The organism is Mesorhizobium sp. (assembly GCF_965229135.1).
Taxonomy (GTDB): domain Bacteria; phylum Pseudomonadota; class Alphaproteobacteria; order Rhizobiales; family Rhizobiaceae; genus Mesorhizobium.
Genome location: NZ_OZ245860.1, coordinates 1,242,051 through 1,260,770, shown reverse-complemented (window position 1 = coordinate 1,260,770; position 18,720 = coordinate 1,242,051). Strand labels below are relative to the sequence as shown.

Genomic DNA, 18,720 nt, shown 5'->3' with positions numbered 1-18,720 from the left:
AGGGGCAGCGCGAACGTCGGCGGAATAGCAGTTCAAACGTGGAGCGACTGGCAGCGCTAGTCGCGAGGCACTTTGCCTGGCGCCACATGCCAATCAAAGCTGCGCTGCAACCGCCGCCTTGTCGATCACCGACCAGACATTCCTGATCCGGTCATCGAGAAACTCATAGAAGACGTTCTCGCTGAAAGAGACCTTCTTGCCGTTGATCGGCAGGTTGAAGAAGGTCCCTCTTGGCGTGCAGTGGAACTGGATGCGGCTGGCGATGAAGGGCGGGTCGGAGATCAAGAGCTGGACGTCGAAATAGAGGTCAGGGATTTCGCGAAAATCCCGCTCCAGCATTGCGCGATAGCCTGACAGGCCGACCCGGTCGCCGTTGTAGTGCACCTCGTCATGCACGAAGCGGTGCAGCCGCGCCCAATCCTAGTTGTTGAGGCAGTCGATATAGCCTCGATAGAGGTCGGCCACAGTCACGGCGATGCTCCGGTGCTTTAGATCGGTTGAACGCGAAGATAGGACGACCGCGGGCGCAGTGGAACTAGCCCCGATACCTCAACGCGTCGACGAGCAGCGAAAAGGCCGGCGTCGCCTGGCGGCGGCTGGGGTAATAGAGGTGGTAGCCGGGGAAAGGCGGGCACCAGTCCGCCAAAACGCGCACCAACTCGCCTCTGGCAAGCGGTGCGCGCACCTGGTCCTCGGGCAGATAGGCAAGGCCGAGGCCGGCCAGCACGGCATTCATGCGCAAGCCAGCCGTGTTGAAGATCAGCTGGCCCTCGACGCGCACCTTCAGCTCACGTCCGGCCTTCTCGAATTCCCAGGCATAGAGTCCGCCATAGGTCGGCAGGCGCAGATTGATGCAATTGTGGGCCGTCAGGTCCTGCGGTGTGCGCGGTTTTGGCCGCTTGGCGAAGTAGGCCGGCGATCCGACCACCGCCATGCGTTGATCAGGGCCGATGCGCACCGCGATCATGTCGCGCGCCACTTGTTCGCCCAGCCGCACGCCGGCGTCGTAGCGCTCCGCGACGATGTCGGTCAGGCCGTAATCGACGATGATTTCGACCTTGATGTCGGGATAGTCGGGCAGCAGCCGGGCGATGGCCGGCCACAGGACCGCATCGGCGGCGTGCTCGCCGGCGGTGATGCGGATGGTGCCGGAGGGCTTTTCGCGCAAGGCGCTCAACGCAGTGAGTTCGGCCTCGATTTCGTCGAGCCTTGGTCCGATGGAGCGCATCAACCGCTCGCCGGCCTCGGTGGGTGACACGCTGCGCGTGGTACGGGTGAGCAGCCTTACTCCCAGCCGCTCCTCCAGAGCGCGCACGGTGTGGCTGAGCGCCGACTGCGAGACGCCAAGCTGTGCCGCCGCCTTGGTGAAGCTGTTTTCGCGCGCGACGGCGAGGAAGGCGGTCAAATCGTTCAGATTGTCTCGCGGCATTGATGAGCCTTCTTCATAAGTACATGCCGGATATAGCACCTAATCACGACCAATAGGAGGCGCTAGATAACCACCATGACAATCGGGCGCCGAAAGTGGGCGGCCGAGAAAGCCTGTGGCGGTTCGCTGCCAGGCATGGAGAAGGAAAGACCATGGATATCAAGCGAAGCGGCTCCCAGCCTTCCGCGAAAGGTCCCGCCGATTATTTCACCGGATCGGTGCGTGTCGATGCACCCTTCAAGGGCAGCGAGCCGGCCCGTATCGGTGGCGCGACCGTGACCTTCGAGCCCGGCGCGCGCACCGCCTGGCACACCCATCCGCTCGGCCAGACGCTGATCGTGCTCTCGGGCGCCGGCCTGGTCCAGCGTGAAGGCGGCCCTATCGAAGAGATCCGCCCCGGTGACATCGTCTGGTTCGAGCCCGGCGAAAAACATTGGCATGGCGCGACGCCGGCCACGGCTATGAGCCATGTCGCCATCGCCGAAGCGCTTGATGGCAAGGTCGTCGACTGGATGGAGAAGGTCACCGACCAACAATACGGGATTTGACCGGGCGGCACCCGGCTCCATGTCCGGACAAGTATCTCTCAACGAAGGAAACTGCCATGACCGATGCACCAGACGCCCCCAAAAGCCCGTTCTCCGATATCGCGCCCGCGCTCGGCAAATACACCGACGAAGTGCTATTTGGTGATGTCTGGAGGCGCCCCGGCCTCTCGCCGCGCGACCGCAGCTTGGTCACCGTTACCAGCCTGATCTCGAATTACCGGATCAACGAAATGCCCTTTCACATGAAGCGGGCGCTCGACAACGGCGTCACCCGCGACGAACTCATCGAAACCATCACGCACCTTGCCTTTTACGCGGGATGGCCGGCGGCAAGCACGGCAATCGGCATTGCCCGCAAGATCTTCGAACAGGCCGACGCCGAGAAAAGGGGATGAAGCCATGCCATGGCCGAAGGACGAACTCGAAAGGATCGCCGCGACCGACGATCTGCATATTTCGCCATTGCGCGATGACGCAGTGACCTTGGGCACGCCGACCTGGATCTGGTCGGTCGTCGCCGATGGAGCGCTTTATGTGCGCGGCTACAACGGCCCGCGGTCGCGTTGGTATCAGGCCGCGATCAAGCAAAGGGCCGGCCGCATCGCCGCTGCCGGCATGACCAGGGACGTCGGCTTCGAGGCGGTCGAGGGAACCGTCAACGATCGCATCGATGAGGCCTACCGGGCGAAATACGCGGCCAGCCCCTATCTCGCGCCGATGATTGCGGCGCGCGCCCGCGCCGCCACGGTGCGGATCACACCGAAGGAGAATTGAAATGCAAAAGCGCAAACTTGGAAACAGCGGTCTCGAAGTCTCGGCCATAGGGCTCGGCTGCATGGGCATGAGCCAATCCTACGGGGCACCAATGCACACGGCGGACGCGGTCCGCCTGATCCGCTCGGCGTTCGAGCGCGGCATCACCTTCTTCGACACCGCCGAAGTCTATGGACCGTTCAAGAACGAGGAGGTCGTAGGAGAGGCGTTGCAGCCGATCCGTGACCAGGTGGTGATCGCCACCAAATTCGGCATCGACATTGCGGGCACCGCCGGACACAGCGGCATGGACAGCCGGCCGGAGCATATACGCGACGTCGTCGAGGCCTCGCTCAAACGTCTGAGGACCGACCGCATCGATTTGCTTTACCAGCACCGCGTCGATCCGGTGGTGCCGATCGAAGAGGTGGCGGGCGCCGTGAAGGATCTGATCGGGCAGGGCAAGGTCAAGCATTTCGGCCTCTCCGAAGCCGGTGTGCGCACCATAAGGCGCGCGCATGCGGTGCAGCCGGTCGCCGCCCTGCAGAGCGAATACTCACTCTGGTGGCGTGAGCCCGAGGAGGCGATCCTGCCGGTGCTCGAGGAACTGGGCATCGGCTTCGTGCCCTTCAGCCCGCTGGGCAAGGGGTTCCTCACCGGCGCCATCAACGCCAGCACGACCTTCGACAGCAGCGACTTCCGCAACACCGTGCCGCGTTTCGCGGAGCAGGCCCGCAAGGCGAACCAGGCGCTGGTCGATGCCATCGTTGCAATCGCCGCGCAGAAAAAGGTGACGCCGGCACAGGTCGCACTCGCCTGGCTACTGGCGCAGAAACCCTGGATCGTTCCGATCCCCGGCACAACGAAGCTCAACCGCCTCGAGGAGAACATCGGGTCGGCCACGGTTGCGCTGACGGCGGACGATCTTGCAGACATCGAGAACGCGGTCTCGGCGATTGCCGTGCAGGGCGAGCGCTATTCCCCGCAACAGGCGGCACGGATCGATCGCTGAAGGCGTAAGGAAAATCCCATGACAGATAACATCAAGGGCAAGGTCGTCGTCATCACCGGCGCCAGCAGCGGGCTGGGCGAAGCCGCCGCACGGCTGCTGGCGAAGGAGGGCGCGAAGCTGGTGCTGGGCGCGCGGCGTCTCGACCGGCTGGAAGTGCTGGCGGCTGAGCTTTCACTCGGCAAGGACGCCGTCGTGCAGACCGACGTCACCGATGTCGGCCAGGTCCGGCATCTCGTTGACCATGCGGTCAAGACGCATGGCCGCGTCGACGTCATCATCAACAATGCCGGGCTGATGCCGCATTCGCCGCTGGAGCGCGGCAAGATCGAGGACTGGGACCGGATGATCGACGTCAACATCAAGGGCGTGCTCTACGGCATCGCCGCCGTGCTGCCTTACATGACGAAGCAGAAGAGCGGCCACATCATCAACGTGTCGTCGGTCGCCGGCCACAAGGTCGGGCCGGGCGGCGCCGTCTATGCGGCCACCAAGCACGCGGTGCGCGTCATCTCCGAGGGGCTGCGCCAGGAGGTAAAACCCTACAACATCCGCACCACCATCATCTCGCCGGGTGCGGTGGCGACCGAACTGCCCGACAGCGTCACCGAGCCCGATGTCGCCGAGGGCGTGCGGGCGCTCTACCACCGAGTAGCCATCCCCGCCGATTCCTTCGCCAGGACGGTGGTGTTCGCCATGAGCCAGCCCGAAGAGGTCGACATCAACGAGATCCTGTTCCGGCCGACTGCCCAGGAGTATTGAGCCGCAACAAAGCGCTACAACTGCTTTGACCATTCATGGTCGGGATGGGCCGTAGCAAGGCAGCCCTTAAGCCATGCCCTTTCGGATGGCACCAGCTTCGGCAGGGCATTGGCGAAATCGAGCTCGTGCTTGTCGCGCCTGTATTTAGCCTTGAACAACAGGACGGCCGCTGGTTTGAGATAGGGCAGGCCGTCCGGTGTGACCTCGACCATCTCGGCGCGCGGCCGGGTGATGGAGGCATCCCGCTTGTAGACCCACAGGTCCGACGTTCCCGGCTCGATCATCATGTCCACCCGCCAGCGGCGTTCCTGGATATCCCCGCACCATATCTGCGAAATCTCTGCCGAACGGCGCGCCGGCAGATGCTTGATGACACCGCTTGCGACCGTGTGGAACCGCATGCCTTTCAGCAGACGGCGAAAGGTCCCGAAATCCTCCCGCAGGATGGTGAATTCGAGGTCCTCATGATCGCGGGTCTGGCGTCCGTGCCAGACATCGAGCGCCCAGCCTCCGACGATACACCAGGGCTTCGACAGGCCGCCAAGGCGCTGTGCCAGTTCGGTCGGATGCCATGGACGCCAAGCATCCTCGTCGACTGTTGCTGGTCGCTTCGTGTCTCTACGTTTCAAGGACATGCGTCGCCATGGACGCGGTGATTTTCAAAAATGAGTTTCGATTCACCGACCGATGCGGTAGCGGTCGGCGGCCTTTTTCACGGGCCTGGAGCTTTTTCAATGACGATCGGCGTTGTCGCAAATCTTCGTGCGGCCGAGCCTGCGGATGCCGACGCGATCAGGGATATCGTGCGCGCTGCTTATGCGAAATGGGTGCCGGTGATCGGCCGCGAGCCGTTGCCCATGCGCGCCGACTACGACAAGGCCGTTCGCGAGCATCGGTTCGATCTGGCCGTCGAGGATGGCGGCATCCTTGGAATGGTTGAAACCATCCTCGCCGAGGATCACCTCTGGATCGAGAACGTCTGCGTGGTGCCGCGGGCGCAGGGCAGGGGCATCGGCCGGCTTTTGCTTGAGCAGGCCGAGCGCAAGGCGATCGAAGCGGGCCGCCGGGAGATTCGCCTGCTGACCAATGGCGCCTTCGAGGCCAATGTGTCGCTCTACAAGCGCCATGGCTATGCAATCGATCGGGAGGAGCCATTCATGAATGGCGTGACGGTCTATATGAGCAAGAGGCTCGCCGGATAATCCACAATCGAGGTGCGACGATGGCCGCCAGGATCAGGTTGAAGCAAATCCCCGGACTGTTCGCAATTGCGCGGCTTGAAGCCAGAGATGGCATTCCCGGCTGGGCGGATGGGCCAGGATTCGTCAGCATCACCAGAACCGACGACGAGCTTTCGGTCGTCTGCCTGCAGGATCGCGTGCCGAACGACGTCAGGCAGGACGGCGACTGGGTCGCCTTCAAGTTCGAAGGGCCATTTGCCTTCGGCCAAAGTGGCATCGTGCTATCGGTCATCAGACCGCTGTCGGAGAACGGCCTGGGCATTTTTGTGGTTTCCACGTTCGACGGCGACCATCTGCTGGTGAAAGCGGTGGATGAGGAAGCGGCGAAACGGTTTCTGGCCGAGGCCGGGCACACGCTGCTCTAGCACTCACCCAGCGGGCACCCCCCTGGCTCAACGACTGGCGCGCTGGCTCAACGACTTCGGGGGTTGCGTTTGACAGCGGCGTTTGAGCATCGTTATCTCTAGCCACATATCACGGTCGCAAAGGCCATGCGGCGCACCCCAAGGGAGAAAACCATGTCACACAATCTGCAGTTCTACATCGATGGCGCGTGGGTCGATCCGGTTGTGCCCAACACGTTCGATGTCATCGATCCCTCCAACGAGGATGCCTTCGCCCAGATATCGCTCGGCTCCAAGGCCGATGTCGACAAGGCGGTAGCCGCCGCCAGGCGCGCCTTCAACACGTTCGGCTTCACCGAGGTCGGTGAACGGCTGGAATTGTTGAACCGCATCATCGCTGTCTACAAGAAGCGCAGCGCCGATCTTGCGGTCGCTGTCTCGCGCGAGATGGGCGCGCCGCGCCAGATGGCGCTGGACAGCCAGGTCGGCATCGGCCTCGCGCATCTGCAGAAGATGGCCGATGTGCTCAAGACCTTCGAGTTCCGTCATGTGAAGGGCCCCCACCTTGTGGTCAAGGAGCCGATCGGCGTCGTCGGCCTGATCACGCCGTGGAATTGGCCGCTCAACCAGATCACCTGCAAGGTCGGCCCCGCTCTCGCCGCCGGCTGCACCATGGTGCTGAAGCCCTCGGAAATCGCGCCGCTCGACGCCATCATCTTCGCCGAGATCCTCGACGAGGCAGGCGTGCCGAAGGGCGTGTTCAACCTCGTCAACGGTGATGGACCGGGCGTCGGTCATGCGCTGTCCAGCCATCCCGACATCGATATGATGTCGTTCACCGGTTCGACCAGGGCCGGCATCCTGGTGGCCAAGGCCGCCGCCGACACGGTCAAGCGCGTGCATCAGGAACTTGGCGGCAAGTCGGCCAACATCCTGTTTCCGGATGTCGACCTCGCCACCGCGGTTGCCAAGGGCGTCGCCGGCTGCTTCGGCAACAGCGGCCAGTCCTGCAACGCGCCGACGCGCATGTTCGTGCCGCGCGATCGTCATGACGAGGCTGCCGGCTATGCCAAGGCGGCCGCTGAAAAGTTCACCGTCGGCCCAGCCGATGCACCCGGCACCAAGCTCGGACCGGTTGTCAGCCAGGTCCAGTTCGACAAGATCCAGGATCTGATCCAGGCCGGCATCGACGAAGGCGCGACGCTGGTTGCGGGCGGCCCCGGCCGTCCAGCCGAACTCAACCGCGGCTACTATGTCAGGCCGACGGTTTTCGCGGATGTCACCCATGACATGCGCATCGCCCGCGAGGAAATTTTCGGGCCGGTGCTGGCGATTATGCCTTACGACACGGTCGAACAGGCCGTCGAGCAAGCGAACGACACGGTCTATGGCCTTGCCTCCTACATCCAGGCCAAGGACATGAAGAAGGCGCGCGACGTGGCTGCACGCATGCGCACCGGCAATGTCTACATCAACTATCCGACGTGGGACGCCGGCCTGCCCTTCGGCGGCTACAAGCAGTCGGGCAATGGCCGTGAATATGCCGAATACGGCCTTGAGGACTTCCTCGAGATCAAGGGCATCGCCGGTTACGAGGCGGCCGAATAGCCGGCTGTTGGACGCCGGTCATTGAACGTCGCCAGGGACGGCTCTTTTGGGAGACGATCTTGGCTTCGAGACATCGCGACGGCAGCGCCGATGACGCCACTACGGCGCCATCGGCATGAACTACAAAATCTGCCGCCAGCCGGAGCCGCGCGCATCGCGTCGCTGATCGTCAAGGCGCTGGGCGACGCGAGAAATCCCACAAGGTCGGCGCGGGGCGCTGGTTCTTGTGAGCTTGTAGGCCACATGGTCTGGCGTGGACGTCGCAAGCCTGCGCTATCGGGCCGCGGTTCGGCTCGCGACCGGTGTTGCGCTGGAACCACGCCGTTAACGCAAATCGCCGATACCTGGGATCGGCCCAATGCCTTCATTGACACGCATCAAAAACCGCCGTTAACATTCTGTTAACAAGAATGAATGGGCGGGGCCTCATGGCATCCTCGGTGGGTTGGCGGTGTGCGGCAAGGAGGCTTGGCCTTGCCGTCGCCTTGACGGTTTTGGGTTCGGCATCGAGTTTGGCGAATGCGTCCGAGCTCTCGATGGTCATCGGCGGCCCGACATCGCAACCCATCGGACACTACGATTTCTGCAAGATCCATGTTGACGAATGCTCGATCCGTTCGCCCAACAATATGCCTGAGCACATGTCCAGCCAGCTTTTGCGGCAGATAACCGCCGTCAACCTGTCCGTCAACACGCGCGTCAAGCCGATGAGCGACATGGACAATTACGGCAAGGAAGAGTGGTGGGCGTATCCGGAAGACGGGTTCGGCGACTGCGAGGACTATGCGCTCGAAAAGCGGCGGGAGCTTATCTCCAGCGGTGTGGCCGTATCCAACCTGCTGATGACGGTTGTTCGCAAGCCTGATGGCGAAGGCCATGCGGTGCTCACCGTGCGGACCGACAAGGGCGACTTCATTCTCGACAACCTTACCAACAAGGTTCGTCTCTGGAGCCAGACAGGCTATCGCTACCTGAAGAGACAGTCGAGCGAGAATACAGGGCGCTGGGTGTCGATCCTGGGCGGCGACGAAGCGCTGGTCAGCTCCGTAAAATAGTCGGCCTGATCACACTTTATTGAACATGGGCCGCGGCAATTGACTTGAGCCTAGCTGCCGCTGTCGAGCAGCGCCTTGAGGTCGTCCAGCTTGTCATTGACCAGCCAGCCATAATAATTCTCGACGGGCAGCTTGCGACCTGCTTCGCGCAACGCGGCCGCCCTCTGCCTGGGCTGCCCGACATTGTACAGGGTCGCTGTAATTCCCGGATTGTGGGAGATGTCGAAGCCCTGCTGCTTGTAGGCGTCGATCGCATCGCGCACGATGGCCGCGATATAGACGATGCTGCGGTCGGGATCCATGACATCACGATAGATGGCTTGCGGATTGTCCGGCGTCAGCTTGTCGTAGCCGCTCACCTTGTTGACGAGATCCGTGACCTCAAGGGCGGTAAGCGGGCTGATCTGCCCGAGACCGAATGTCTGGCCGGCGAAGAATGGCTGGAAGAATGCTTGCTGGAAGGTCATCGGCTCGTACGCGACGCCGTCGACGGTCTTGCCTTTGAAATGCTGCGTCCAGACCGTGTCGCGGCAGCTCCAGAGGGCGGCGTTGCCTTTCGCCTGTTCGCAGGCCGCGAACTCGGGACGTTTGACAAAATCCTGGACCTTCACCCCCTTGTAGCGGAAGGCAAAATCAAGACCGGAATAGGAGAGTGCCTTCACATAATAGGTCTGCACCGAACCGACCGCGGTGACATTATAGGTGTGCTCTCCAACGAGCGCGCCGACGATGTGAATGGGATCAACGCCATAGACCGCGGCGACCTGCTTGATATGCGTGATGAGCTTCTTCTCGCGCTTCAGAAGCGCGATGATCTTCTGGTATTTTTCATCATAGGTCGTGTTGAAGGCGCGCGTCCTCACCGCTGACGCGTTGGGAATGGGCGGTTGGGTCACGGAGCGGTTACCCGGCGGCACAACGATCGTGTCGGCATGGGCCGCGTCAATCGACGGCATGCCTGCCGAGGCAAGGATCACAAGCAAAAGCACCAGGAAAGATTTCTGCAAGGCAATCATCTAGCGCCTTTCGGGATCGGAGGGCATGGGCGGTCGACCGCGCTGCCTGTTTCCTGAACAGCCTCGTCGGGGACTGTCAAGCGCGGCGCACGCCTTCGCGCCCATCATATCGTCGAATTCCGCCTTCGGGGGTCACGCCGGCCACACAGCCGGAGGTCCTCCCGCCACATGGCCGGCGAGGGGTGCACCATTTGCCGCCCCTGATCCTCGGCCGCCGTGTGTTTACCATCACACCGGCAATAAAATTTTGATTCAAACTTTATTGGTAATTTCTCATTCATAACTCGGTCTGATTTGTCCGGCGGCTTTCTGTGTGTGCCTTCGGTCTGTTGTGTTTTGCGTACAGGTCCAGATGCGGTTACCCGGCATTCTCACTTCCTTGATTGCATCCTTGTGCCTCGTCGGCTGTTCGTCGACGTCCGGCGTCGACGCGCTCGATATGGGCAAACCGTCCAATGAGATCACCAGTTCGGTGGTCCGGCCGAGCGCCCCCGTGGCCTCCGCCTCTGCCTCTGCCTCCGCCTCGGCGAAAGCGAAGCCGATGATCGCGCGCGGGGCTCCTGAGCAGGCATCCATGGCCGGCCCCGCTCGGCCGTTCGGCCTGGCCGAAGAGGAGACGGTGGCGTTGGCGTCGGCTGGCATGCCCGACAGCGGCGATGCTTCGATCGAACCGGCTGCCCTTGTCTCGCCGCCGAAGCTCCTGTCGCGCGCCGCTCCGTCCATGCTTGCCGGACCGGTCACGCGCTATGCCTTTCGCGACGCCAAGCCCATCAACTTCGGCAGGTCTTCGCCCAGGCATCTGGCCGTGCACGGGGTCGACGTCTCGCGCTGGCAAGGTGACGTGAACTGGCAGAAGCTGCGCGCCCAGGGCGCCAACTTCGCCTATATCAAGGCGACCGATGGCGGGGACCATCTCGATCCGATGTTCATGAAGAACTGGCGCGGCGCCGAGGCCGCCGGGTTGAAGCGCGGCGCCTATCATTTCTTCTACTGGTGCCGCACCGCCGGCGAGCAGGCCGACTGGTTCATTCGCAATGTGCCGAGGATGGAGGGCGCGCTGCCGCCGGTCATCGATGTCGAGTGGAATGGAGAATCGACCTGCAAGCACCGGCCCTCGCGCGAGAAGGTGCTGGAGAAGATGCAGGTGTTCATGGACAAGCTTGAGCGCCACTATGGCCAGCGGCCGATCATCTACACCGCGCCCGACTTCTACCGCGACAATTTGCAGGGCGCGTTCCTGGATTATCCATTCTGGCTGCGTGCCGTGGCACAGCATCCATCAAAGGTCTATCCGGGTCGCAAATGGCTGTTCTGGCAGTATTCCGGCTCCGGCCTCTCTCATGGGGTGACGGGACGCATCGACCTCAACGTGTTCCATGGCGACGAGAGGCAATGGCGTGACTGGGCTGGCGGGCGGCAAACGATTGCCGCCGCCGACTGAAGCGCCTCAATCCGTGGGTTGAACCGTCGCCAGCGGCACCTTTGGCGGCAATCCGTTCGCCATCGCCGTTCGAATGCGTGAGGCTATTTCACGGCTCGTCGAGCCAGACTTTGCCGAAGTCGTGCTCGTAGGTCGGGTGCATGCCGTGGTTTTTCACTGACGCAGCGGAGTGATCGCAGAGCTTGCGCCAGTAAGGCTGGATGATGACGTCCGAGTCCTGGAGGATCTTCTGGATATCGCTCATCAGAGCTTTGTGCCTGGCTGGGTCCGCTACCGAGAGGGCCTCGCCGCGTCAAACCGGGCAGAACCGTGCGCTTGACCTTGATGCCTTCCTCGCGCAGCTGTCCGGCAATCGCGTCACCGGTGTTCCGGTCCGCATCAAGGTGCGCAGGTATGAAACCGCCGTCGGCAACGCGCCATTTTGCGCGGTGGAAGACAGATTGTCGGCGACGACGTTTGAAACCGTCAAGGAAGAGAGGCTAGTCTACGTTATCCTGTAGCAGGGTCATTGGCCGGCTAAGTTCCGTGGTCAGAGCCAGGAACCTGCTACAGCGCGACCCTGATGGGAAGATGTCTGGAGGTGACATGCAGATCGAGCGCTTAGGCCGTAAACTGGTTGCAGCGAAAGCTGTGCTGGCCTGTTTGCTGGTGCTGGCATCTCCGGCCAGCCTGATGGGCGCGTCACTGGAAGATCCTACCGCCGCGACACTCGACCGCTGTCTGAACGACCCGGCCAATGCCTCCACCGCCGGTCAAACAGAATGCGAGGCGGCGGCGTCGAGCGACTACGATCGCCGCATGAATACCGCCTATGCGACCCTCATGCACAAATTGCCCGAGAAGGCAGCGCAGCAATTGCGCCTGTCACAGCGCGCGTGGCTGTCCTTCCGCGACAGCGAAACGAAGGCACGGGATGCGTTGTACGAAACAAGGCAGGGCACGATGTTCGTGCCCATGCAGGCATCGGACGCGACCAACGTCATCCGGGATCGGTCGCTTCAACTGGAGGGGTATGTCCGCGTCATGGCTATCGACGACTGAACGTGCCGGGAGGCAGATGATGCCGTTAGTGGCCCCGGGCACTGCCGCTCTCAGCCAGTCGATCTTCCGACAAGGCCGCTCTCGACGAGAGCGCGGGGCATTCGTCCTTCAAGGCTTTCCAGGACGTGAAAGCCCACCCAACCTCGGCGAGGCTCGGCGGGCTGTGTCCTGAGCGATTTCATGTAATCGCGCGCAAACCAGAACCTCGGCTAGCCGTTTGCGAGGGCAAGCTCGGCGGCGTGCTTCTTGCCAAGGCCGGAATGCACATCAAGGCGCGATGGCTTCAAGGTGCCGAGGATAGCCTTGGCTCGAGTCGCTTCTTCAGGTGTTCCATGAGCCATCACAATGAAGCTGTCGGCCTTGATCGCGCTGTCATACTGGATGACGCTGTCCTTGGGCACGCCGATGCTGTAGAGCGCCGCGCCAAGTGCGCTCAAGCCGCCGACGACAAGCGCGCTCTCCAACGCGGCAATCCAGGCTGCAGCGAAATAGCCCACCGCTACCACCGGTCCGACCAGCGGTAGCGTTATGAACATGCCGCCCAGAAACAGGCCCCACAGGCCGCCCCAGAAAGCACCGCGCGTTCCCCAGAACGTGATGCGGTCGCCGGCGTTGTAGAAGCCCACGACCTTCTCGTCGGTGTGGTAGCCCTTGCCCACGACGCTCAAGCTGCCGATTGCAAATCCTGCGGCACTTAGTTGTTTAACGGCCGATTCCGCCGCTTCGTGATCGGGGAATATGGCGACGGCAGCGTCTGTCATGGTCTTCATTCTCGTTCTCCTTTGGATGGAAAGGCTTCTCCCGGCACCTGATCCGAGAGCCTTTTCAATATGTTACAGTCACGCAACGCCCCGCTTTCAGGGCGTGCGCCTGCTGACACGGAGACGCGACATTAGGCGGGTTGGTCACTGGGGAGCAGGTTCGGAAACTACTCAAAAAAGGACCTGTCCAGCGTCAGTCGCCGCGGCTGTTTTCGAGAGCCTGACGGCAATGCCCCTAGGTAGTTTCCGGTGCTTTCCCGGCGGCGGTTCCCGCCAATACGATCTAGCCGACAACCAGCATGGCACCTGCACGAAACCGAATGATCGGCACCAAGCAATGAAAGCACTTGTCTACTCGGGACTTGGCAGAAAGTCGCTTGAAGAGCGGCCCAAACCATCGATCCCGGCGCCCACCGACGCCATCGTCAAGATCACCAAGACCACGATTTGTGGCGCCGGCGCGCGAAGGCAAGGCGATTTCAACATCGAACGCGACGGTCTCGCGTCAAGCGTTCGTCTTGGTCTTGGCGGCAAAAGTGCCAGTCTGGCGAGCGCAGGGAGGGGGTGTGGCACCGGAGTGAGCAATCATGGTGTTAGACTAACGATCAAAAATCTGCCAGCAGCCTCCTCGGACAGCAATTTAAGAAGCAGATTGCGTCTTTCCGGGTCGGTTTCCGTGCTCAACTTCTCTTCGAAATTCTTGATATTCTCTCGACGCACGAAATTGTCGTATCTGTTTGGCATCGCACGCTCCTGCTTGATAAGGGGTTCAGGCATGTACCCATGCAATAGTTCGCTCGCGCAACGACCGGATGTTACCGCGTTTCCGCCTGGCGGACACAGGGTCGGAAACTACTCAGTAGCTAGGACGGTCTCAGGAGACCTTGGTTTCCGTTGGAACTTTGACAGCCGTGACCGCGAGCCTTGCGAGCGCCGGTAGCGACTTCGAGCCTGTCTTCTTCATGATGGCCGCGCGATGGTTCTCAACCGTCCGCTGGCTGATTCCGAGGTCAGCGGCGATGTTCTTGCTGGGGTGGCCTGCCAGCACGAGATCCATGATCTGGCGCTGTCTCAGGGTCAACTCAGCCATGTGCAACGCGGCTGATTCCTGCGACAGGGCCCGCCTGTTCGAATCCCGTGCCAGATTGAGCGCGTGGTGTACGCTGGCACGCAATTCCGTGAGGCCGATCGGCTTCTCGATGAAATCGGAAACCCCTGCTTTCATGGCTTCCACCGCGATCGACACATCGCTCTCGCCGGTGATCATGATCGAGGGAAGGACATCGCCCCGCTGACGCAGTCTTTCAAGGAGCTGCAACCCGCTCATTCCCGGCAGGTAGGCATCGAGCAGCAGACATTCCGGAAGGTTCCTCTTGCTGCTTTCGAGGAAAGCCTCGCAGCTCTCGTAGGTCTCCATTATGTATCCGTCATCCTCGAACACACGTTTGATCTTTTCACGAATGTTTGTGTCGTCGTCCACGATGTGGATCGTCGGCGCCGCGACCGCCTCGTTCGCTTCCGCGCGTTCTTCGGCAACTAAAGATGATGCGCGTTCGTCGGATAAGAGACGTTGGATAAGGCTGGTCAGGTCCTGCAGTCGGACGGGCTTATGGAGCTGTGCAAACCCATTCTGTGCGATAACCCGCAAGGTGTCGGCGGAAATGTCGCCGGTGAGTATGATCACTGGAACCGACCTGTGGAGCTTTTCGCGAAGCGTAATTGCCGTTCTCACACCGTCCATTTTTCCCGGCAGCCCAAAATCCGCCAGGATGATGTCGGGCCTGATGGCCCCATGCAGCGTCAGTTCAAGCGCGGACGCACCATCAGGAGCGACCAGCACATGGTGGCCGGAGTCCTTCAGCAGGTCTTCAAGCATTTCAAGGACTTCCGGATCATCTTCCACCACGAGAATCGCACCGGCGGCGAGTCGTTCCGTCGGAAGCGATGTGATCTCTTGCTTTGCAACCTTGTCTTCCGTGCCTTCAGCTTCGTCCGCGGCAAGCGGGATTTCGATCGCGAAGACCGAGCCCTTTCCGAGGATCGAATGAACACGCACGTCGTGACCGAGCAGGTCGCTGAGACGCTTGACGATCGACAAGCCAAGGCCTAGCCCCTTGCTTGTCTCACGAGCAGCGTTGTCGATCTGGTAGTACTCGTCGAAGATTGCCTGCAAGTCATCGCCCTCGATGCCTGGTCCTGTATGCCACACTTCGATACTGACTTTGCCGAGGTGACGGCGACAACCGATCAACACCTTGCCGTATTTGGTATATTTCAAGGCGTTGGCTGCCAGGTTTCTGATAATCTGTTCGAGAAGATGCGGGTCGCTGCGGACCCGCAAATTGGTCGTGACGAGGCGCAGTTCTAATTTCTTTGCCTGAGCGAGATAGACAAACTCACGTCCAAGCCTGGACAGCAGGTCGCCAACCGCGAAATTCGTGATTTCGCCTCGAACGATGCCGGCTTCGATCTGATTGATGTTGAGCAGGGCGTTGAGCATCCCGGTCATGGCATCGAGCGTTTCATCGAAACGCGCGATCAGTCTCTCCTGCTTCTCGCCCTTGGCCGTCCTGGCAAGCAGGCCTTGCACCAAGGTCAGTGTCTGGAGCGGCTGGCGAAGATCGTGGCTTGCGGCCGCAAGGAACCTCGACTTCGCCGCGGTCGCCTGTTCAGCCTCGCGCTTGGCGGCGATCAGGGCGTCCGCGTCGTGCCGTCGGTTGGTGATATCAGCGAATGTGATCACCACGCCTTCAACGCGGTTGTCCTGCGTCCGATACGGCTGGATCCGCCGCATGTACCAAGTGCCGTCGGCTGCTTCGATCTCGCTTTCGATGGGGGCGAGTGATTCAAGCACCGTGCGGGCATCTATCAGAAGTGCGGTGTCGGTCGCCATCGAGGCCAGGTCGGCAAGGGGGCGTCCCACATCGCCTGGAATGACGTTGAAAAGCTGCTTCGTCGCCGGCGTGAAGAAACGGATATTGAGATCCCGGTCGAGAAATACGGTCGCTATATCCGTGCTGTTCAGCACGTTCTGAAGGTCGTTGGACAGCGTGCGCTGATGTTCCAGCGTTTCCTGAAGTTGACTGTTGAGGGCCGTCAGCTCTTCGTTGAGCGACTGCAACTCCTCCTTCGAGGTCAGCAACTCCTCGTTCGTCGATTGATACTCCTCGTTGACCGAGAGCGTCTCGTCGTTGATGGCTTTCTGTTCCTCGCCGGATATCTCCAGGTTGCGAATGGCATTCTGAAGTTCCGTTCGAGTGTCGTCGAGTTCCAGCTCTAGTTCAGCTATACGCGGTACGTCCTCAGGCAGGGCAGATGCGCCATGCACCGCGCGAGATGCCTGTTCATGAAAGCAAACAAGCAGAAGGTCTTCGCCCTCGCTTATGAAGGGTTGGACGTCGATGCTCAGCGAAATCGCGACCCCGTCGCGCTCGGATTGTCCGCCCGAAAGTCGAACACGAGCATTTGTCTGCACAGCTTGCTGAACAGCCGCTCGAACTTTGTTGCGAATGCCCTTCCGCGAGAGCGCGAGCAGATCAAGTGTTGGCGACCCTTGAGCCACGCTCAGGTAACGGTCGATTGGACCAACGGCATACAGGCAGTCATTCTTGCGATTGATCACCACTGCCGCCGGCGCATGGGATTCCAGTATCATCTGACGACAGAGTTCGCCGAGCGTTGCCTGGCGAGACAGGGTGCGGCGCTGCCCAAGCCTGGAAGGCGACATATCGACCGCGCCGGCGGCCAACGGAAAAGCGAACACGCCGGGGCGGCTTCGGCCAATATGCCGGTAGACCCGCTGGGACTTGGCTACGGCTTCAAAGCGGCCCTCCGCGTTGCCGACCGTCTCCGCGCTTCCCAGGAAAAGCATTCCGCCGTCATTGAGCGCGAAGTGAAACAGCGCGATAGCCTTCTTCTGGGCATCTGGCCCGAGATAGATCAGCATGTTGCGGCAGGAAATGAAGTCCAGTCTGGAGAAGGGCGGATCTGACAGGATGTTCTGCACCGTGAAGACGACCGTAGCGCGCAGCTCGGCCAAGACACGGTAGCCAGTGTCTTCCCGGCAAAAGAACTTGGCGAGCCGCTCTTCCGAAATGTCAGCGTTGATCGCATGCCCGTAGAAGCCCTCGCGTGCCGTTGCGATGGCGTCGGCTTCTATGTCCGAGGCGAATACATGCAGCTTCGATCGGCTGTCGACGGCATCGATTGCCTCCCTGAACAGAATGGCAAGGGAGTACGCCTCTTCGCCAGTGCTGCAGCCAGCGATCCATATCCGGAGCGCGCGCTCCGGGGCCGCGGCTTTTACCAGACCCGGAATGATTTCCCTGGTCAGAAATTCGAATATCTCGGGGTCACGGAAGAAACGCGTGACATGGATGAGAAGGTCCTTGGCCAGTGCGTTGCTTTCGGCCTCGTCCTGTTTGATATGCGTCAGATAGTCGGTCATGTCGTCGAACTTGACCGCAGCCATGCCCATGCGCCGCTCGATGCGGCGCTGGAGAGTCCCGGTCTTGTAATGCGTGAAATCGTGCCCGGTTTGAGTGCGCAGGTATTCGATGATCTCAGCGCGCGCGCGCTCGGTTGATGGGGTATCGAGTGGTTCGATAATGTCATGGGTAGACGGTGCGGTTCTGGCAACCAGCGCTTCGGCGATCCGCCCGACAGGCATGACGAGGTCTACAAGGCCTGTGGCTATGGCGCTTCGGGGCATGCCGTCGAACGTTGCTTCCTGCGGATCCTGCGCTATGACCAGGCCGCCTCTGGCGCTTATTCCCCTCAGTCCGACGCTGCCGTCGTCGCCTGTTCCTGAAAGTACGACGCAGATGGCTCTTGCGCCATACTCGTTGGCAACCGCGTTCAGCAGGAAGTCGAACGGCAAGCGCGCTCCGTGGGGCGCGCTGGGTTTGGACACGACCAATGTCTCGTTCTTTACGGCCAGATATGTTCCGGGCTGTATCACATAAAGGTGGTTCGGTTCGATTGCCGTGCCGTTGGCTGCCTCTGCAATTGTCATGGTCGTATGGTGGCCGAGCAACTCGGCCATCAGACTTTTATGCGAGGGATCCAGATGCTGTACCAGCAGAAATGACATGTCCGGCTTTGTCGGAAGGGCATCCAGCAGCTTTTGACAAGCCTCCAATCCTCCTGCGGAGGCGCCTATGGCGACAACTCGGAAATTGGTCGGATCAAAGGCGTCCGCGAGCAAGGACCCGCTCGGCGACGGTCGCGCCGTCTCCGCATGGTCGGGTGTGGTCCCAGGCATTTTGGGTTCCTTTGGGCCAGCTCCGCAGGGAACGGGCAATCCGAGTTTAGCACTGGTATCATCGCCGCACAGCAACGCTTGAGATTGGTGGCCAAGGGACGCTTAGGAGCCTACGGTGCGTTCGCGGAAATCATTTTGATTGAAATCGATTCTCGATCTCGTCCACCGCTAACGTTGCAGGGGGCGTGCAAGTTCCAGGGTTTCGTCGCACGGAAACACTGTTGCGTGAACGGACACGATAGCCAAAACGGGGCCGGCGCATCCGACCTAAGACTTAGCAAAATTGCATGAGTAGTTTCCGACGCTGCCGATATCGACGGCAAGGCGTATGATCCTATGGTCGGGTTTGCCGCGCCGCTCTGCGCCAGCTTCCTGATCCTGAACGAACCTATGAGGCGCCGTTCATGACCGTCACGTGGCCGGCTGCGAATGGCCGTCCCCTCCGCCAT

At 61.1% G+C, this 18,720-nt stretch carries 16 protein-coding genes and 3 pseudogenes; 12 read left to right on the top strand and 7 right to left on the bottom strand.

Features of this window, described 5'->3' with window-relative positions:
- Positions 1-93 precede the first annotated feature (93 nt).
- Both ACO07C_RS06190 and ACO07C_RS06185 read right to left on the bottom strand, forming a co-directional pair.
- Positions 94-471: pseudogene (locus tag ACO07C_RS06190) on the bottom strand (ester cyclase).
- A gap of 64 nt (positions 472-535) precedes the next feature.
- The gene (locus ACO07C_RS06185) at positions 536-1,429 is read right to left on the bottom strand and encodes a LysR family transcriptional regulator (protein ID WP_421913320.1); all 894 of its coding nucleotides are present in this window, start codon (positions 1,427-1,429) and stop codon (positions 536-538) included.
- Between the two features lie 152 nt (positions 1,430-1,581).
- Here ACO07C_RS06185 and ACO07C_RS06180 point away from each other — a divergent pair, with 152 nt between their 5' ends.
- The 5 genes from ACO07C_RS06180 to ACO07C_RS06160 are packed head-to-tail and all read left to right on the top strand — an operon-like array spanning position 1,582 to position 4,501.
- Complete coding sequence (locus ACO07C_RS06180; RefSeq protein WP_421913319.1) at positions 1,582-1,977, top strand: (R)-mandelonitrile lyase; 396 nt, start codon at positions 1,582-1,584, stop codon at positions 1,975-1,977.
- A gap of 56 nt (positions 1,978-2,033) precedes the next feature.
- The gene (locus ACO07C_RS06175; protein ID WP_421913318.1) at positions 2,034-2,372 is read left to right on the top strand and encodes a carboxymuconolactone decarboxylase family protein; all 339 of its coding nucleotides are present in this window, start codon (positions 2,034-2,036) and stop codon (positions 2,370-2,372) included.
- Between the two features lie 4 nt (positions 2,373-2,376).
- Positions 2,377-2,751, top strand: a complete 375-nt coding sequence (locus tag ACO07C_RS06170; protein WP_421913317.1) for a DUF2255 family protein — start codon at positions 2,377-2,379, stop codon at positions 2,749-2,751.
- A gap of 1 nt (position 2,752) precedes the next feature.
- Positions 2,753-3,742 carry an aldo/keto reductase gene (locus ACO07C_RS06165; RefSeq protein ID WP_421913316.1) on the top strand — a complete coding sequence of 330 codons (990 nt, stop codon included), beginning with the start codon at positions 2,753-2,755 and terminating at the stop codon, positions 3,740-3,742.
- Positions 3,743-3,760: 18 nt separating this feature from the next.
- Positions 3,761-4,501: an SDR family oxidoreductase gene (locus ACO07C_RS06160; protein WP_421913315.1), complete on the top strand. Its 741-nt coding sequence runs from the start codon at positions 3,761-3,763 to the stop codon at positions 4,499-4,501.
- Between the two features lie 14 nt (positions 4,502-4,515).
- Here ACO07C_RS06160 and ACO07C_RS06155 read toward each other — a convergent pair whose 3' ends face one another.
- Positions 4,516-5,130, bottom strand: a complete 615-nt coding sequence (locus ACO07C_RS06155) for a nucleotidyltransferase domain-containing protein (RefSeq protein ID WP_421913314.1) — start codon at positions 5,128-5,130, stop codon at positions 4,516-4,518.
- A 105-nt stretch (positions 5,131-5,235) separates the two neighbouring features.
- On the opposite strand from ACO07C_RS06155, the gene ACO07C_RS06150 reads away from it, so the two are divergent.
- The 4 genes from ACO07C_RS06150 to ACO07C_RS06135 all read left to right on the top strand — a co-directional run bounded on the left by ACO07C_RS06150 (position 5,236) and on the right by ACO07C_RS06135 (position 8,749).
- Positions 5,236-5,703 carry a GNAT family N-acetyltransferase gene (locus tag ACO07C_RS06150; RefSeq protein ID WP_421913313.1) on the top strand — a complete coding sequence of 156 codons (468 nt, stop codon included), beginning with the start codon at positions 5,236-5,238 and terminating at the stop codon, positions 5,701-5,703.
- Between the two features lie 20 nt (positions 5,704-5,723).
- A complete protein-coding gene (locus ACO07C_RS06145) occupies positions 5,724-6,107 on the top strand; it encodes an ACT domain-containing protein (RefSeq protein WP_421913312.1) in 384 nt (127 codons plus the stop codon).
- Between the two features lie 153 nt (positions 6,108-6,260).
- A complete protein-coding gene (locus tag ACO07C_RS06140) occupies positions 6,261-7,694 on the top strand; it encodes an aldehyde dehydrogenase family protein (RefSeq protein WP_421913311.1) in 1,434 nt (477 codons plus the stop codon).
- 428 nt (positions 7,695-8,122) lie between these two features.
- The gene (locus ACO07C_RS06135) at positions 8,123-8,749 is read left to right on the top strand and encodes a transglutaminase-like cysteine peptidase (protein ID WP_421913309.1); all 627 of its coding nucleotides are present in this window, start codon (positions 8,123-8,125) and stop codon (positions 8,747-8,749) included.
- 50 nt (positions 8,750-8,799) lie between these two features.
- On the opposite strand, the gene ACO07C_RS06130 is transcribed toward ACO07C_RS06135, so the two are convergent.
- Positions 8,800-9,765 (bottom strand): DUF1402 family protein, encoded by a 966-nt coding sequence (locus ACO07C_RS06130; RefSeq protein ID WP_421913308.1) that lies wholly within the window; start codon positions 9,763-9,765, stop codon positions 8,800-8,802.
- A 352-nt stretch (positions 9,766-10,117) separates the two neighbouring features.
- On the opposite strand from ACO07C_RS06130, the gene ACO07C_RS06125 reads away from it, so the two are divergent.
- Positions 10,118-11,206: a GH25 family lysozyme gene (locus ACO07C_RS06125; protein WP_421913307.1), complete on the top strand. Its 1,089-nt coding sequence runs from the start codon at positions 10,118-10,120 to the stop codon at positions 11,204-11,206.
- An 88-nt stretch (positions 11,207-11,294) separates the two neighbouring features.
- On the opposite strand, the pseudogene ACO07C_RS06120 reads toward ACO07C_RS06125, so the two are convergent.
- Positions 11,295-11,586, bottom strand: a pseudogene (locus ACO07C_RS06120) (diguanylate cyclase); the annotation flags it as partial.
- A gap of 205 nt (positions 11,587-11,791) precedes the next feature.
- Here ACO07C_RS06120 and ACO07C_RS06115 point away from each other — a divergent pair.
- Entirely contained in the window at positions 11,792-12,247 is a 456-nt protein-coding gene (locus tag ACO07C_RS06115) for a lysozyme inhibitor LprI family protein (protein WP_421913306.1), read from the top strand.
- A gap of 209 nt (positions 12,248-12,456) precedes the next feature.
- Here ACO07C_RS06115 and ACO07C_RS06110 read toward each other — a convergent pair whose 3' ends face one another.
- On the bottom strand, positions 12,457-13,017 hold the full coding sequence (locus tag ACO07C_RS06110; protein WP_421913305.1) for a hypothetical protein: 561 nt from the start codon (positions 13,015-13,017) through the stop codon (positions 12,457-12,459).
- Positions 13,018-13,345: 328 nt separating this feature from the next.
- Between ACO07C_RS06110 and ACO07C_RS06105 the strand changes: the two are divergent.
- Positions 13,346-13,462 (top strand): annotated as a pseudogene (locus ACO07C_RS06105) (alcohol dehydrogenase); the annotation flags it as partial.
- Between the two features lie 420 nt (positions 13,463-13,882).
- On the opposite strand, the gene ACO07C_RS06100 reads toward ACO07C_RS06105, so the two are convergent.
- On the bottom strand, positions 13,883-18,214 hold the full coding sequence (locus ACO07C_RS06100; RefSeq protein ID WP_421913304.1) for a chemotaxis protein CheB: 4,332 nt from the start codon (positions 18,212-18,214) through the stop codon (positions 13,883-13,885).
- Positions 18,215-18,720 lie beyond the last annotated feature (506 nt).